Source organism: Alicyclobacillus acidoterrestris (genome assembly GCF_022674245.1).
GTDB lineage: Bacteria > Bacillota > Bacilli > Alicyclobacillales > Alicyclobacillaceae > Alicyclobacillus > Alicyclobacillus acidoterrestris.
In genome coordinates this window covers 1589391-1606430 of record NZ_CP080467.1, presented here as the reverse complement: position 1 = coordinate 1606430, position 17040 = coordinate 1589391, and the positions used below count along the sequence as shown (strand labels likewise).

The 17040-nt window shown below is 54.1% G+C and carries 14 protein-coding genes and 3 pseudogenes; 5 read left to right on the top strand and 12 right to left on the bottom strand.

Annotated features, from left to right (window positions below; all coding sequences use genetic code 11):
* Positions 1-6 precede the first annotated feature (6 nt).
* Positions 7-360, top strand: a complete 354-nt coding sequence (locus K1I37_RS07350; RefSeq protein ID WP_242215993.1) for a substrate-binding domain-containing protein — start codon at positions 7-9, stop codon at positions 358-360.
* Between the two features lie 138 nt (positions 361-498).
* Here K1I37_RS07350 and K1I37_RS07345 read toward each other — a convergent pair whose 3' ends face one another.
* The 8 genes and pseudogenes from K1I37_RS07345 to K1I37_RS07310 all read right to left on the bottom strand — a co-directional run bounded on the left by K1I37_RS07345 (position 499) and on the right by K1I37_RS07310 (position 9007).
* The gene (locus K1I37_RS07345; RefSeq protein ID WP_021297640.1) at positions 499-993 is read right to left on the bottom strand and encodes a LeuD/DmdB family oxidoreductase small subunit; all 495 of its coding nucleotides are present in this window, start codon (positions 991-993) and stop codon (positions 499-501) included.
* Between the two features lie 31 nt (positions 994-1024).
* Positions 1025-2280, bottom strand: a pseudogene (locus K1I37_RS07340) (3-isopropylmalate dehydratase large subunit).
* Between the two features lie 5 nt (positions 2281-2285).
* On the bottom strand, positions 2286-3557 hold the full coding sequence (locus K1I37_RS07335; RefSeq protein ID WP_021297637.1) for a 3-isopropylmalate dehydratase large subunit: 1272 nt from the start codon (positions 3555-3557) through the stop codon (positions 2286-2288).
* A gap of 4 nt (positions 3558-3561) precedes the next feature.
* A complete protein-coding gene (locus K1I37_RS07330; protein WP_021297636.1) occupies positions 3562-4056 on the bottom strand; it encodes a LeuD/DmdB family oxidoreductase small subunit in 495 nt (164 codons plus the stop codon).
* Between the two features lie 57 nt (positions 4057-4113).
* Entirely contained in the window at positions 4114-5193 is a 1080-nt protein-coding gene (locus K1I37_RS07325) for an ornithine cyclodeaminase family protein (protein ID WP_021297635.1), read from the bottom strand.
* A gap of 42 nt (positions 5194-5235) precedes the next feature.
* Positions 5236-6312, bottom strand: a complete 1077-nt coding sequence (locus tag K1I37_RS07320; RefSeq protein WP_021297634.1) for an aminopeptidase P family N-terminal domain-containing protein — start codon at positions 6310-6312, stop codon at positions 5236-5238.
* A 19-nt stretch (positions 6313-6331) separates the two neighbouring features.
* Positions 6332-7453: a M24 family metallopeptidase gene (locus K1I37_RS07315; RefSeq protein WP_021297633.1), complete on the bottom strand. Its 1122-nt coding sequence runs from the start codon at positions 7451-7453 to the stop codon at positions 6332-6334.
* A gap of 174 nt (positions 7454-7627) precedes the next feature.
* A complete protein-coding gene (locus K1I37_RS07310; RefSeq protein WP_021297632.1) occupies positions 7628-9007 on the bottom strand; it encodes an MFS transporter in 1380 nt (459 codons plus the stop codon).
* 232 nt (positions 9008-9239) lie between these two features.
* Between K1I37_RS07310 and K1I37_RS21835 the strand changes: the two are divergent.
* The 3 genes and pseudogenes from K1I37_RS21835 to K1I37_RS07300 all read left to right on the top strand — a co-directional run.
* Positions 9240-9413 (top strand): annotated as a pseudogene (locus K1I37_RS21835) (helix-turn-helix domain-containing protein); the annotation flags it as partial.
* Between the two features lie 218 nt (positions 9414-9631).
* A pseudogene (locus tag K1I37_RS21830) lies at positions 9632-9787 on the top strand (hypothetical protein); the annotation flags it as partial.
* The gene (locus K1I37_RS07300; RefSeq protein ID WP_021297630.1) at positions 9739-10122 is read left to right on the top strand and encodes a LysR family transcriptional regulator substrate-binding protein; all 384 of its coding nucleotides are present in this window, start codon (positions 9739-9741) and stop codon (positions 10120-10122) included. The pseudogene K1I37_RS21830 and the gene K1I37_RS07300, both read left to right, overlap by 49 nt.
* Here the strand turns inward: K1I37_RS07300 and K1I37_RS07295 are convergent.
* Both K1I37_RS07295 and tkt read right to left on the bottom strand, forming a co-directional pair.
* Positions 10103-10315 (bottom strand): YnfA family protein, encoded by a 213-nt coding sequence (locus K1I37_RS07295; RefSeq protein WP_021297629.1) that lies wholly within the window; start codon positions 10313-10315, stop codon positions 10103-10105. The two genes, K1I37_RS07300 and K1I37_RS07295, sit on opposite strands and share 20 nt — an antisense overlap.
* A 65-nt stretch (positions 10316-10380) precedes the next feature.
* Entirely contained in the window at positions 10381-12372 is a 1992-nt protein-coding gene (gene tkt / locus K1I37_RS07290; protein WP_021297628.1) for a transketolase, read from the bottom strand.
* Between the two features lie 191 nt (positions 12373-12563).
* Here tkt and K1I37_RS07285 point away from each other — a divergent pair, with 191 nt between their 5' ends.
* A complete protein-coding gene (locus K1I37_RS07285; RefSeq protein WP_021297627.1) occupies positions 12564-13826 on the top strand; it encodes a glycosyltransferase family 39 protein in 1263 nt (420 codons plus the stop codon).
* A gap of 140 nt (positions 13827-13966) precedes the next feature.
* On the opposite strand, the gene K1I37_RS07280 is transcribed toward K1I37_RS07285, so the two are convergent.
* Positions 13967-16381 (bottom strand): ATP-binding cassette domain-containing protein, encoded by a 2415-nt coding sequence (locus tag K1I37_RS07280; protein ID WP_021297626.1) that lies wholly within the window; start codon positions 16379-16381, stop codon positions 13967-13969.
* Positions 16378-16947: an ECF transporter S component gene (locus K1I37_RS07275; protein ID WP_021297625.1), complete on the bottom strand. Its 570-nt coding sequence runs from the start codon at positions 16945-16947 to the stop codon at positions 16378-16380. The genes K1I37_RS07280 and K1I37_RS07275 overlap by 4 nt, the downstream gene beginning before the upstream one ends.
* Between the last annotated feature and the right edge of the window lie 93 nt (positions 16948-17040).

The following is a 17040-nucleotide window of genomic DNA, read 5'->3' as shown; positions in this document are numbered from 1 at the left end:
CGATATATGGAATATTGTCTGCTTACCCTAGGTGTTGTTCCTTTTTCACCTCCACCCAAAACGACCATTCTGCAAAACGCTCATTTAAAAAAACTCGGTGTCTCGGATTACCGCGTGACCGTACAAGTGGAAGATTACAAGAGTCTGATTGAGATGGCGAAGCAAGGCGTGGGTATTGCAGTGATACCCCGTTTTAGTATCGAAGACGAATTGCGAGAGGGCATGCTCATTCCACTATCTGTTGGCGTGCATGCAATTCATATCGACATCGCAATGATTTATCCACAAAACGTCCGTCTCTCCAGTGAATCAAAGTTATTTCGGGATTTTCTTCAGCGGGCGTGGACGCTGCCCTCATGATTGGAGGGGCCGAAATAGATTGCGGGGCAAAACCTCGCAAACCGCAACCAGAGGTTGCGGTTTGCTCGTCAACATCCTGACTGCCTTGTCGCGGCTGGAACTTAAAACTGATTCTGCCGCGACCCAACCATGAAGCATTCAATCCTCACCCGCAAGCTTGGCCGCCATTGGAATAATGCCCCCTGCACGCAACATGTCCATTAAGAAGGGGTCAACCGGATTCGCATAAACCGTCTGATGAGTCGTTTCATTGTGAATTCGGCCATCCGTCATATCGACAGACAGGATATCGCCATCATGAACAAAATTCGTAATACCTGCGCATTCCAAAATCGGAAGCCCGATTTCAAAACAATTTCGGTAGAACAAGCGAGATGCATACTCGACAACCACCGCACCGACGCCTGTGGCTTGAATCGCCTTGGGCGCGACCGCTCGACCGGACGGTTGCCCGAAGTGTTTTCCCGCCACCAAAGTGTCACCCGGTTTTACCTCCCGAGCGAAATCTGGATTCAAGTTCTCCAACACGTGCTTTGCCATGTCTTGCATCGATAACAATACCCTATCCGCTCGCACAATCTGATCCGTCGGGATGTTATCCCCAAATTTCCAGCACCGTCCCCGCGCTTTCATCACGTCACCTCATTTCGAAATACAAAACATCTCACACGAGATACGCCCTCGGATCAGCAATTTTCCCCGCCAGTGCAGAAGCCGCGACCGTATAAGCTGAGCCAAGGTACATCTTCGCCTCCGGGCTCCCGTTGCGGCCCGGGAAATTTCGCGCATGCGTCGACACCATCGCCTCCGTATTCGCCATCGCCCCCATGTTAATCGCCTGATTCGATCCGGTACTCGGCGGAAACCACGTACATCCCGCTTCATGCAGCGTTTGTACAAGCCCTTCCTGACAAGCCTCTGCAAACACTTCTCTGCTGGACGGTACAATATTGAACTTGACGCCAGGTGCAATCTTGCGGCCGCGCAAAATTTCCGCAGCCTGCCGGATGTCTTGTAGACGTCCACCGCCATGTCCACCCAGTTCCGCCCACTGCACAGGGGCACCCGCAAATTTTCCTACCGGCCCCACATTGCCAAGTGTCGGCGAAGCGGCGACTTGGGGTTCTAAATCACTGATGTCATACGCCCGGAGCTCCACGTATTCTGCATCTTCATCTGACGTGATAACGTCGAACGGCTCTTTGGTGAGACTTCGGACAAAATCTATCGTCTTTTCGTCGGGCTCGATAAACCCACACTTTCCACCCACGTCAATCGTGATCAGCGGAAATAGCCACCTATCCCACATCTCCAAATCCTTGATAAAGGGGCCTGCAAACTGCAACGCTTTGTAAACCGCACCGCCTTCACCAATTTGTCCGGTTAGCCACAATGCTGCATCGCGCGGAACCACGCCCTTTTTTGCGTGCCGGACAATTCGATGCGGATGGTTTCCGGTACTCGAAACCACGCCTTGCCAAACGGCATGACCGTCCCCGCATGCGAATTGTTGCCAAGCCCCGCAGCAAAACAGCCGAGTGCTCCGTGAACGGGCGTATGGCTATCCGATCCGACCACGATGGTACCAGGCCGGACAAAACCTTTACGCACGCCAACATGGTGGATATTCCCGCTCCCGCAATCAAATAAGTGAATGCCGTGACGGCGCGCGAACGCTCGATTTTCCTCCAGCATCCTCGCCCGTTCTTCACTCGGCGGGGAGAAGTGATGGTCAAATACCATCACCACCCGCTCCGGATAACGCATGGGACGGCGAACTTCGTTGTCAAAGACGCGTGAAGTGATATACCCACTCAAGTCGTGTAGCAACAGACAATCCACATTGGCGACGACCACGTCACCGGGGCGGACGGTCGTGCGCCCGCTCGCCTTCGCCAGAATTTTTTCGACCAAGTTCATGTGTGTTACGCCTCCTTCGCAAAAAATTCACTAGGGTCGGTAATCACACCGCGAATGGCCGTCGCTGCGGCAACCGCAGGGCTCCCCAAGTAAATCTGCGCGTGATAACTTCCCATCCGCCCCTGAAAATTCCGATTGGCCGTTGAAAGCGTCACTTCCCCGTCCGCCATCACGCCGCCATCCCCTGCGCATGCACCACAACCAGGATTGGTGAGCATCGCGCCACTTTCAAGGAATGTGGAAAAGATTCCATCTTTGACAATCCTCTCGAGGACATGTTTCGACGCCGGCGTGACAATGAGGCGAACGCCAGGCGCTACCTTGTGGCCCTTCAGGATGGCGGCGGCTTGGGCGAGATCGTCATATTTCGCATTCGCACAGGAGCCAATAAACACTTGATCTACCTTTTGCCCGGCCACAGCGGAGATGGGTAAGACATGATCGACCGTGTGTGGACAAGCAATTTGAGGCGTCAGCTCTGCGCCTTCAACCGTAATGACCCTGCTATATACCGCATCCTCGTCCGGATAGATCTCCTCATATTCGTGTGGTTGCACGCCCCGCTCTGCGAGATAGGCCCGCGTCACCTCATCTGGGGGCACATAAGCAAATTTCGCACCGAGCTCCATCGCCAAATTACACAATGTCATGCGCTCGGACACGCTGAGCCCTCGAACATAACTCCCGTGAAATTCAATCGAGCAATATGTCCCCCCATCCGCAGATACGTCCCCTATCAATTTCAGCATCACATCTTTCGCTGTCGTCCCTGGCGATAACGGACCATTGATAACCACTTTGATAGAGTTGGGCACCTTCATCCACAGATACCCAGAAACCCAAGTGGCAGTCACTTCACTAAAACCAACCCCAGTGCCCGCAGCGCCCAGCGCACCATAAATCGTCGAGTGCGAGTCTGTTCCAATCAGTACCATGCCCGGACGGACGTGACCATCTTCCATCAGTACCACGTGTGCAATCCCGGCATCCACGTCGTAAAACTTGTCAATCCCTTTGCTCTTGGCAAACGCTCGACACAGTTTTTGGTCTGCCGCGGTTTTTGCGGTCCGGGCGGGTGAATTGTGATCCATCACCATGGCGATTCGCTTCACATCGTAGAGTTCATCTGTGCCCATTTTCTCGAGTGTGCGAATACAGCGCCAGCTCGCAGCGTGACTCATGATAAGGTCGGGATATACGTTGATGACCTGCCCTGCCGTAGCCTGTTCGATACCTGCTGCCTTCGCCATGACTTTTTCTGCAAACGTCTTGCCCATCGAATTACCTCCTCCCGGCCACCACATGCTGTGTGACGTACGGAATCAAACCACCAGCGTCCAAAATCTTCCGTAAACTCTCCGGATACGGTTCAAAATGAAAGGTGTCGGAACCAACGGTCACCGTTCCCTCCGTGGCATCGACAAATACCGAATCACCGTCGCCGATATGTTCGACCGCATCTGGACATTCCACAGCTAATAAGCCGGTATTGATGCTATTGCGAAAGAAGACCCGAGCAAACGACTTTGCAATGACCACTTGGATGCCTGCGCCAACCAAGCAGGAAGCTGCCTGCTCTCTCGCACTGCCGCAACCGAAGTTGACACCAGCGACGACGACTTTTGATTGCCGGAGTCGATTCTGAACCTCCTCGCCGAGTGGTTCAAAAGCGTGTTCCGCCAATTCCTGTGGATCAATGCTGACCAGATAGCGAGCGGGGATAATGACGTCCGTGTTGATACTGTCGCCAAATTTGATGCAAGTTCCACCGACCATAGAGCGTTGCCTCCTTTTTGGGCTATTTACACGAGCGACGCGCAACGAAGATTTCCGTTACGGCGACGTCGCCTCAAGAAACCACTCCGTCGGAACCTCGTGTCCAAGCCCCCGCGCCTCGGCGAGTGCGAGCACGCGCGCCCCGACAGCGGCAAATTGCAGCCCCATGCCTGTGTTATTCGCAAAAATCGTAATGTCGTCAGGACTCGTCCTTCCGCCAATCCTGCCCAACAACAATTCGCCGATTTCACCGATATCCTCATAGTTTTTGAGACCGCGTTCGACCGGACCCAAAATGTCAATCTGATTGTCGTGATGAATCTGCTCGCGCGAAAAGACGACAATTTTGTCCGCCCTGTCGAACGTGGTATCGTCCAACTCCCGCCGATTGGCCGTGCCGTCTGGGCTCGTGATAGACGTAACGTGCGTGCCTGGCTCCAACCAGCGGCCATCGAAACACGGGTCGTAAGCGGCAGTGGCGCACGTCACAATTTGGCAACCTTGAACTGCGTCCCGCGGATGGTCCACAGCGATAATCCGTTTACCTGTTCGCTCGCTCCATTCTTTTGCAAACCGTTCCCGGTTGTCCTTCGTGGGGCTGTATACCCGCACCTCTTCGATACTCGGGCGCACGAGCAGCATGTACTCGAGGTGTGAGGAGGCCTGCCAGCCTGATCCGAACAGCCCGGCTACCCGAGCATCCGGGTTCGCAAGCGCGCGAATCCCCAATGCAGAAGTGGCGCCAACCCGCATTTTTTGCATGTAGCTGTCATGAATGATGGCAAGGGGCTCCAAATGTTGGAGCGAGTACAGCGTCACGAGACCGCAGTATCGGTTGCCACTCGCCACCGGCAACAACCGCCGCCGCTTCACGCCACCTGCGAGGGTCTCGGTTCCCACCATATCGGACGTGATGCGCAGCGCCCACACGCCACTCGTGATGTTGCCGCCCTCCTGTGACTTAAAACGGAATTGAAAACCTGGAAACCGCTCATCCATCACTGGAAAATAGGTGTGATTGCACGGCCGGTTTGCCGCCTTTCCCAATGTGTACTCCTTATAAGCGACCTCCAGCGCTTCAATGCACTCCTCCAACGTCAACACTTGTTGCACGTCTTCATTACTTAAAATTCGCATGATTCACACTCCATTCTTGGAAGATATCACAGCAAATTGAGCTTATTTTTCATTGGGTTGATATCGCGCAATCGGCAAATCGCCTGTCAAACGGTTTGCGCCATATTCTTCTACGGCAAACGTGTCCGCCATCACGGCTTCTGTGCCATCGGCAAACGTGCAGACGAGGCGCAGTCCGACGACGGAACCCGCTGGGATAGGTTTATCCAGCTCGTCTGGAAGGCGATAATCGCCTTGTGTTTCGATATCTGTGTGATGAATCAAATCTAATTTCCAAGACAGGTTGTTTTCTTCAGGTATCACGGCGCCCAATTGCGCATACAGGCGGTTCAAGTCCGTGCCAGCGCGAAGTTCCTGTACAATCACGCCGTACGTAACGTCCATCATGTTCGCCCAATCCGCAGATTCCCTCGCAATCACCCGCGCGGCAGTGGTCCAATATCCGCGATACTCTGAAATCACTTCAACCGTGTCCGCCTGCGATCCGCTTTCGTAGCAATAGACGAAGACATCCTCCACCCCCGCCATGCGGGCAACTCGCTCTGCGGCACCGGCGCGCTCTGGATTGGACAGGGCGCCATCTAATCCGGCCGCCACTGCTCTGGCACTCACTTTCGCGCTCTCCAGGAGCAGCTTCTGTTCAGACGCAGACGGAACTTGTCGCTTTTCGCGAATGGCACTCTGCAAATCACGCAGTTCCCAACCAGGGAGCTTCGCGCGCAACTCTTCAATCACCGAAGCAGGCCACCAGTTCATCTCGGAGAGTCCAATCACACCAGCCGGTTGCTCATTGACATATTCCGCGACCAGCTGAGCTAGATTGGGGCCGCTTCGGAGGTCCTCGATGATGGAATTTGCGCGCATCCACGGGTGCACGCGCCGCGACAACTTCGTCAAAAATACGGGGTCTTGCTTGGCAGGTACCAGAAGTATCCCTTCATTCCAGTAGATGCACAAATTCGAGAGATACGTGATATCGCCGGAACGATAGACATCCCCATAGATGAGCGCGAGATCAATCCCGCGATCCTGCAATAATCGCTGACAATCGGATACTCGCGCCTTCAACTCCTCGGTCGTGGTCTCCGTCGGATCTAGTAAAACCAGCCCGCGTTTCATGGCCATCCCCCTCCATACCTTATACAGCTGCCGTAAACAACACGCGTTCTGTACTCGTCAACAATTCGTATCCATCGCCTTTCACGACGACGGGGTCTCCCAATACGTGATAACCTGCCAACGGTGTATACGTGTTCGGGTGAACAATAACAACCGAATTTTCCTCTAATTCAGTCTCATCACCCTCGACAATCATCGGCACTTCGTCTAAATACAATCCGTGTCCATGACCACGAACACGGGTATATTGGCTGGTGCAATATTCGCCGTAACCATATTTTCGAAACACGTCATTCTCCGCGCGGGCGATATCGTGCCCTGTCGCGCCGACGCGCACGGCAGCCAAACCGGCCTCCAACGCCTCCTTGAACAACTCAAACGAACGCAGTTGGCCTTCACTCGGCGGTCCAATGACAGCGGATCGACAGAGTTGAGCCCAATAGCCGCTCAGTTGTGGCGTGAGTTCCGTGCGTACCATATCGCCGAACTGCAAGCGCCGATTCCCTGGCGGTGTCATCCCCATGACCTCGGTTTTTCCGGAGGCGAACAACATAAAATTGTCCTCAGCACCGAGGCTCTTCATCTCTGCCTCCACCGCTGCAACGACCTCGTATTCCATGACGCCAGGCTTGAGCGCCTCGACAAACGTCTTCCATCCGGCTGAGCAAATGACACCCGCGCGACGAATTTGCTCTAATTCCCAGTCGCTCTTGGCCAATCGAACTTTGGTCATCAGTTTCGTCGCAGAGACGATTTCCGTATGTGGTAAGGCCTGTTGAATTGCGGTAAGTAACAAACTTGGCATCAGTTCTAGGTAGGCAACCCCTAACTTGGTCGGTGCACCGCCTTCCGTTAAGCGATGGACGATTTCTTGACAATCCGGAAAGGAGAGTGGCCGAACATCCTCAACCCATCCTTGTTCTGCAATGGATTGAGCGTCCTGTAGATTTTGCGTAAACGCTGTAGCCGTTCCACTGTGGGGCAAATAAGTGACAGTCAAGCTACCTCGTAAGCGAGCGCCCGTCAGATAGCGAACGTTCTCACGGCGCCAACCGGGCGCATAAGCGAGGAGCCCCTCCATCCCGCTTGCTTCCATCGCCTTGCGAATGCGCGCCAGACGCCAATCTCGTTCTTCCAGCACATATATCACCTACCAAATAATTTATGAATTCTGATAAAACATTAAGATTATAAAATTGGAAATCAGGATGAGACACATCGAGCACGGGCACAGTGACTATCAAGTGACCACGCTTGAAGATGTTCATCGATTGCGACGAGTATCCCCCATCACCCCCTCTCCGTTGAACCGCGGTTATTGAGCTAACTCCTGATCAATCTGTTCGAGCGATTTTCCAACGAGCTCACGCGTCATGACCAAAGACACGAGTCCGCCGATTAGCCACAATATCCCCAGGACGATGAAGAAGGCGAAGTTTGGAACATGTAACCCTATCAAGATGCCGATCGCGCTCGGTGCGACAATACCGCCGACGCGCTGCCAAAGACCGCCCCAGGCGACGCCAGTCGCACGTACCGCAGTCGGGTACAGCGAACTTAAATAGGCAAACACGACACCTCCAGCCCCTACCCCGAAGAGTGCAGAAAACGCACCGACGACGACGATAACCGTTGGGTTCGTGGCAAGCGCCCAGACAATGAGCAGAATGCCGCCCACCGTGAAACCGAGGACCAACAGCCACCGATAGCCCACTCGCTCGATCAACAGGGCACCAATGAGACTGCCGATTGCGCCCGAACCTGTGATGACAGCACTAAACAGAAAGCTGTGCACCATACCAAACCCCATGTTTTCGAAGATGCTTGGCAGCCACGTGGAGAGCCCATACAGCACAATGCCGCTGATGATCTCCATAATCCAAACGCCGGCCGTCAAGCGAGCGTATTTCCCTGAGAAGATTTTCGCCACAGATACATGTTTGGCCGGCTCATCGACAAGCGGCGTCGTACTGACATCCCCGAAAGCGACATCTTCACGCTTCGCCACGGTAGAAAGTCTATCGACCACCTGCTCTGCGGCCTCTAACTTCCCCCGCTTGATGAGGTAGCGCACACTCTCAGGCATAAAGAACCAGAGGAGAAACACGATAAACGCTGGCACTGCGGCGACAATGAACATCGCGCGCCAACCAAAATTGGGGACCAACGCGGCACCGACACCCCCAGCCAACAGCGTCGCACCGGACCAGAAGAAGGTCGACAAAGTGAGCGCTCGACCCCGTTGCTTGACTGGCATAAACTCACTGACGTAGGTTCCGGTTATCGGCACATACATGCCAAGGCCGACACCTTGAATTGCCCGAAACCAGACCAAACTCGAATAACTCGGAGCCACGGCACATAGCGCACTAAACGCCGTAAACAGACCTATCGCTAACATGAATCCTCGTTTGCGCCCAATCTTATCTGTTAACGGTCCAATGACAAATGCACCGACGGCCATGCCAATCGATCCGCTCGACGCAAGAAATCCCGATTGCGAAGGGTGCAAGGAAAAAGTCATCGTAATGCTGGCCAGTACATAACCGATCATGCTGATGCCAAAACCATCGAACATGTGGCCCAGGATGACAATGACATACAGTCCGCCGTGACGTGGTGTCATCGACGAGTGATCCAATCTGCCAGTGAGCCCAACCGCGTGGTTCTGAGACGTCGTGACAATCTCACTCATTGATTTCGCCTCCTTGGAAACCGCTGATATGATTGCGCTTTCAAAAACAACGAGTGCCTGCTGTATTTCGCAGTCTCAGATTATCTATGAATGCGTTTACAAACAATCTTTGTTTCAGATACACTCTATAAGTAAAAGTGATAGCCCACCATCCACCATCGTTACCCGCTGACCCATACATACCGATTTCGCCCAGGCCGTGCGCCATCGTTGCTAACGGAGGGATTCATTCATGGAAATCCACCAGTTGGAATACTTTCTCGCAATCGACAAGTACGGAAGCTTTTCGAAGGCCGCGTTGGAATTGTGTGTATCACAATCATCGATTTCGCAGCAGATTCAAAAATTAGAGGCCGAAATTGGCACGAGGCTATTCATTCGCGAACCACGCAAGGTGAGGTTGAGCCCAGCTGGAGAGGAATTTCGGCACTACGCCCAGAAGATCATTTTAGATTTAGAACACTGTGCTGACGCTATGCAACAGTTCAAACAATGCACGGCCGACCGAATCCGAATTGGCGCTATCGCGACGATGGCTTATCTCGGATTTGACAGAATCATCAAGGATTTTTTAGACGATATCCCGCCGTCTCCGCCGAAGTCGAAGAAGGGACGACGGACGACCTTATCCATTGGCTCCGCGAATCCCGAATCGACTCAGCATTTATTTCCGCACCCACAACAAATGAGCAGAGCGTGAGCTTTCACCCACTCGTCAACGATGAAGTGTCGTGGCACTCCTGCCCGCTCGCCACGAGTTGGCCAACAAACCCTCGATAGCGTTAAAGGACCTTGCGGACGAAAAATTCTTATTGGCCAAGTCCAGCACCGGCTTCAAGCGCGAAATGGTGCAAGCCTGTCAAGAATCCGGTTTTAATCCGAATGTCGTTCTCAACAGCAATCATGAAATCTTGCGCCACTTTGTTGAAGAAGAGATGGGCGTCAGCCTGATGGGCAGGCGAATCGCACGCCTCCTGTGTAGTCCAAACACCACCATTGTCTCGATTCATCCCCCATTAAAGCGAGTGAGCGGCTTAGCCGTGCCATCCAAACGCGCCATTTCGCCGATTGCCAAACAGTTCCGCGACTTCGTCATCAATTACAAGCCACGTTGAGGTCAGGAAATCGTTTATCGACAATCCATCCCCACATCACGGCCATCGCGATGAAAATCCCGCCGTACGCCGCATACGTCTTGCCGAAGGAAAACTCCTGTCGCGTCGCAATGACGCCGTATAACACCATGACGATGGCACCTGCGATGCCGACCCAGATGGGGCGGCCATTTCTGATGCACTGCCAAATCACACGAAAAAGGGCACCCCACCATGTGTAACACACACGGCAGGATGCCCACTAAATCGATCTCTTTTTTACTTATTGAGCACGGACTTCGTGATGTTGTACACGTTATCCACAGTAAAGCCGTATTCTTCGATGACGCGGTCGCCAGGTGCAGACGCGCCAAACTTGTCGATGCCGATAACTTCTCCATCGAGACCAACGTACTTGTACCAGCTCATCGGATGCGCCATTTCTACCGCAACGCGCTTTTTCACGCTCTTTGGCAGAACAGATTCCTTGTATGCTGCGTCTTGCTCTTCGAAAACTTCGAGCGACGGGAAGCTGATGACGCGCACTTTGACGCCTTCGTTCGCCAATTTCTTAGCGACTTCAAGCACCAAGTGAACTTCTGAACCAGCGGCCAACAGCGCCAAATCCAAACCGTCGCCGTTCTGGTAGATGACGTACCCGCCTTTTTCGAAGTTGTTCTTGTTGTCCTTAATTTCCTTGAGCGTCGGCAACTTTTGACGCGTCAGTGCCAAGGCGACTGGCGCATCGCGGTGCGTCAAGGCAAACTTCACAGACAACGCCGTTTCCGTCGCATCTGCTGGACGCAACACACGCAAACCTGGGATGGCGCGCAACGAAGCCAATTGTTCTACAGGTTCGTGCGTCGGGCCGTCCTCACCGACTGCGATACTGTCGTGCGTGAGAATGTAGAGCACTGGTTGCTTCATCAGCGCAGACAGGCGAACAGCCGGGCGCAGGTAATCGACAAACACGAGGAACGTACCAGCGTATGGGAAGACACCGCCATGCAGTGCCAAACCGTTGAGCGCTGCACCCATCGCGTGTTCGCGTACGCCGTAGTCGACGTTCTTGCCGGAGTAGTCCGGTTGCTTGAAGTGTTCGGAGCTCTTGATAAAGGTCTTGTTGGAACTGGACAAATCAGCTGATCCGCCCAAGAGCGTCGGCATGTGCGGCGCAATGGCGTTGATGACGGTGCCAAACGCGTCACGCGTTGCCGTCGCGTCCGTGAACTCTGGCAGTACGGCATCAAAATCGACACCCGCCTTGCCGGCGACGACGTCCTTGAACAGCTTCGCATCCTGTGCATAAGCGCTCTCGTACGCCTTGAACTTCTCGTTCCACTCTGCCTCTTCAGCCTGGCGCTTCGCCTTCAAATCGGCGAACAACTGGCGCACTTCGTCTGGGACGAAGAACGACTCGTACTTCCAGCCGTAGGCTTCCTTCGCCAACTTGGTCTCTTCTGCGCCGAGCGGGCTGCCGTGTACGCCGTGCGTGCCCTGTTTGTTCGGTGCGCCATACCCGATGATCGTCTTGACCTCAATCAGTGTTGGGCCATCCGTGAACGTCTTTGCCTCAGCGATTGCGCGTTCGATTTCATCCAAGTTGTTTCCGTCTTCAACGCGCAGTACGTTCCAGCCGTACGAGCGGTAGCGCATTTTGACGTCCTCGGTAAACGCCTGTTTCGTCGGACCGTCGAGGGAAATGTCGTTGGAGTCATAAAGCACAATCAACTTGTTCAAGCCAAGGTGGCCTGCCAGTGAGCTAGCTTCCGCCGCAACGCCTTCCATCAAATCGCCGTCACCGCAAATCACGTATGTATAGTGATCAATCAAATCGTGACCTTCGCGGTTGAACGTCGCCGCCATGAAGCGTTCCGCCATAGCAAAACCAACGGCCGTTGCAATACCTTGTCCCAAAGGACCGGTGGTCGTGTCAACGCCTGGCGTGTGGCCGAACTCTGGATGTCCTGGCGTTTTCGAACCCCATTGACGGAATGACTTCAAATCATCCATCGAGACATCGTAGCCCGTCAAATGCAGCATGCTGTACAGCAACATGGAACCGTGACCGGCTGACAAAATGAAGCGATCTCGGTTGATCCACGATGGGTTTTCTGGATTAAACTTCATGAAACGGCTCCACAAGACATAAGCCATCGGCGCCGCACCCATCGGCAATCCTGGGTGACCCGAATTTGCCTTCTCAATCGCGTCAATGGAAAGCGTGCGTATGGTCTTAACTGCCAATTGATCTTGTTCCGTAAATGGCATAATTCCACTCCCGTTTTCTACAGATTTCACTCGTTATAATACCACATCAAATCATTTTCACTTACATCCAATCAAAGAAAACGTACAAAGGCGGAGCATTCACGCAGTTTCAACAGATTCGAGGTTGCGCCAACGGCTCGTCAGGCCGCCCGACATACGATAGGATAGTAGCGTACGAAAGGAGTATCGCGATGTCTGCCAAGACAACAGCTACACCCGCCAAACACTGGATTTGGGATATTCTAGTACTCAATCTGATTTTCCGGGGTGTCTGGCTGCTCTACATGCACCCGCCCCAAAAAGCGGATTTCCTCTGGTATTTTCAACATGCACAGCTGTTAGCGACAGGTCAGGGGTACGTATGGAACGGCCACCCGACTGCGTACTGGCCGATTGGCTGGCCGTTTTTTCTATCACTCATCTTTCGCGTCACTGGCGCGCACGTGATGGTGGGTTTGGCGGTCAACGTCATCCTCAGTACGTGTATTGTCGGCCTCATCTATCTTATCAGCATGCAACTGTTCCATCGCAAGTCGATGGCATTAGCGGCTGCCGTGGTCTATTCACTGTTGCCGAGCCAAATCGTCTGGAACGCAGTCCTTGGCTCCGAAGAATTGTTTTCGGCACTGCTGCTGGTGTCATTATATCTGTACCTGCTGGCGCGCAATCACGCTGGTCGCGTCGCACTACGGTGGATTGCTGCGTCCGGACTCGTGCTGGGCCTCGCAGCTGACGTTCGGCCAATTCCGCTACTGTTCCCGGTATTCGTCCTGTTGTACGAACTCTTCATTCAGCGGCGGCGCGTGGCAACGGGATTCGGGCGAGCCATCACGTTGTTCATCGCGATGTTTATAACCATTCTACCAGTGACCATCCGCAACAAAATCGCCATGCACCACTTCGTCCTCGTCTCGACCAACGGCGGCACGAATCTGTGGCAAGGAACACATACCAACGGCGGCTATTACTGGTCATGGAATCCAAACATCAACCCGTTGCTCCATATCAACAATGAGATCGTCAAAAACCAGGTGGGTGAACACGCTGCGCTCGACCATATCGTTCACCACATTCCAACGACGATTCTCAACGGATTCATCAAGATGTACGACCTGTACAAGAACGACGTGAACGCAAACTGGTACACGTTTCACGCCGTGCCAAGTCTGCAACATCTGACGAACCTGATGGATAGCATTAGTAACGCCGGTTACTACTTATTCATCGCCGCCGCTTTGATCGGCATCGGCGTCGTGGTGGTGCGTCGCTTTGACGGGTTCAAAGCGAGCTTGTTCCTGTTGACGTTTGCCTTATACAACACCTGTTTCTTCTTCTTCTTCCCGGCCTGGGATAGATTCCGCTACCCAGTGATGCCGCTGTTCGCCGTCTTCGCCGGTGTCGCCATCGTATGGCTGTGGCGCGAGATGCGCGAGCGCCATCCGGAGGAACCATAACGTTCACGAGTTCAGTCGCAAAAAAGCGCCGCGGATGGGGATTCCCACCTGCGGCGCTTTTTTTCTAAAGATGCATTCGAGATGCGTTCCATCTGAAATATGCGCTCGACAGCAAAGGCACGTTCGAAATCGCACCTACTTTAACGCGATGATACGGCCATAAACAGTCCCACCACCACGACCACACACAGACCTGCAAACACAAAATCCCACAGGCGAAAAGGAATACGTCGAAAATACGTGCGACCGTTCCAGCGATTCGCCGGTGCACCATAAAAGCCTCGCGCTTCCATCGCCATTGCAAGGCGCTCACTGAGGCGAATGGACTGACTGAGCATGGGCAACGCGTAACTGACTGGTCGCGTCACCCACCAACCTTGCCGGCCACGCACGCGTCGAGCCATTCGAAACGTGCGCAACTCATGGTCAATTCGCTGCAAAAATCCCGTTCCAGCCATGACGCCATACGCGAGTTTGGGTGGCAAGTGAAACGATTGGCTGAGACTGACGACAAAGTCCGTCCCATCTGTCGTCTCCACGAAGGCATACGCCAGTACCACCGTCGAAAACGTGCGTAGCGCGACGATTAGCCCCTGCCATAAGCCATAAAAGCTCAAGTGGAACCAGAGGACGTTTTCGTAGTGATATCCAGGCGGTGTCGCCGCGTTCGCCGCAAACGTCCACAAATAAATCACATACATCGCCAGCACAATCCAGAGTCGTTTCAACGCGCGCCACGGATTGCACCAACCCAGGCCAAACGTCACGACGAGCGTCACCGCCCACATCACGGCAAGCTCCCGAAATGAATTCGTGAAGAGCGTGAATAACGCAATATACACCAGCGTGAGTAACTTCACACCCGGATGAACCGCCGAGAGCGGTGAACGCGCTGCCGCTTTGTAGGCCCGCTGATGCATCTCATCCACTCGCTCTACACGCACAGGTACCGCCGTAGCTGTCGTAGATTTGCGCACGAGGACGCCATCTTCCTTCACACCTGCTTGAAGCGGACGCGTGTCATCGAGTAAATGGGCGCGATTGAGGATGTCTTCACGGGCATATAAGTCTTTCACCGTACCGTCAAATAGCAATTGTCCATCCGCCAGCACCAAGACGCGCGTCGCATAGCGTTTGACCAACGCCATATCGTGCGTGATCGTCACCACCGTTTTTCCGGCCGACTGCAATTGTTGAAGACGGCGGAGAATCGTCTCCTCCGACGCCTTGTCCTGGCCATACGTCGGTTCGTCAAACAGGAACAAATCGTGCTCATCACGCAACATCACTCCAACGGCGAGACGCCGCTTTTGCCCTTGACTGAGTGCGTAAGGAGACGCTGTGGCGTGATGTTCCAGACCAAATTCAGCCAACTGGGCCAACACCTCAGGCGGAACGTCATCCCCGACCATTCTGCCCGCCATCTCATCGACCACGCGTTCAAACAAAAATTGATACTCGGGATTTTGAAATCCATAAGCAATCGTCTGATAGCGCGCTGTTGGGCGAACTCGTCCGACCGGCGTACCCAACAGGCGCACTTCTCCAGAAGTCGCAGGCAAAAGCCCGCCCATCACCTCGAGCAAACTCGACTTGCCAGCCCCGTTCGGCCCGACAATCGCCACAAACTCACCCTTGTGCAAAGTAAGGGAAACCCCAGACCAAATGGTTTTATCACCATAGCAAAGTGCGGCATCCGCCACCTCCAAGAGGGGCTTGCCACCGAATTCGCCACTGGGGCGTGTCAACGAAACCTCGCCCATCTCCACACCACATGCGACAGATAAATGCTTTTTGCTAGTCTGCATCGGTGTCTCATCGCTATCGGCCCGGCGTCCCAAGGTGCGCGACAGTTCGTCTGGTCGCAGCGACGTCACCCGCCCACTTGCGTCCACCCTAAGCACCTTGTCGACAAACGGTAAGAGCGGAGAATACTTGTGCTCAACAATCAGCAAGGTGCGCCCCATGCGCCTGAGCGCGACAATTTGTTCGAATATTTGGCGGGTTGCAAGCGGATCGAGATTCGCAGTCGGCTCATCGAGAATCAGGAATTCACAGTCCATCGCAAGCGCCGAGGCAATGGCAAGCTTCTGCTTCATTCCCCCGGAAAAGTTGGCATGATGGTCGCTTGGCGCGACATCTAAGTCGACGCGGCGCAAAGACGCCTCGGTTTGGGCAGGCATCTCTTCGCGAGGTATCTGCAGGTTTTCCAGACCAAAAGCGATTTCATCCGCCACAGTCAGCATACAAAACTGCGAGTCAGGATCTTGAAACACGTAACCGATTTTGCCCGGTTTCTGGAGTGACGGTTGCCAAATCAGCTCACCGGAGACATCTGCCTCGATGGACCGCGGAATAATGCCCGCAAGCGCCATCGCAATGGTACTTTTGCCACTGCCGCTAGGGCCTGTGACAAGAACACATTCGCCTGGGAGCACGTCAAACGTGCAGTCGACGATGGTTGGAGTCGCGTCATCCCCATACGTCACTGACAAATTGTGTACAGACAGGACCGGCGACACATCTGCCACCGGTCCCTGCTGATGCCGATTCATCGGGCCATCGCTCGCTGCCTGGCGATGGCGAAGTTCCGCAGGACACCCGCTTTGTAGAGCGCGTCAGCGACAAGCTTCGGCAGAATGCCCCCGAGGACGGCCCCACTGCAAAGCGCAATGACGATATACGCCACTTGCGTGCCCGCTGTAAGCTCGTTGCCACCGTACTGAAAATACCACTGCAGGACGGCTGCGGCGCTCGCCAGTACGCCAGATAATATGCAAGAGACGATATGGTAGCCGCGATAGAAAAATAGACAAAATGCCAGTTCTGCGCCGACGCCTTGAATCAGGCCGGCCACCAAATTAGACAATCCCCACTGCCCGCCGAGCAACAATTCGACCGACGCCGCGATCAGTTCGGCCAAGAGTGCGGCCCCCGGTCGGCGAATGATATAGGCCACCAAAACCGAGGCAATCAGCCAAAGCCCCGTCATCGTCGCTTGGCCTGCGTACGCGGTGGTCGGAATGACCGCATAAAGAATGTCCCACACCTTGTACAATGCGCCTGTCACAATCGCCAGGACGACCATGACGATGACGTCTCTCAACTTCCAAGCCGTCATATTTCACTCCTCCTCCAGTGCGAGAGTGGACTCGTGTGCTCGCCGGAACTGGTGCCTTAGACAAATCAAAGCAGCACCCTCGTCACGACGTGC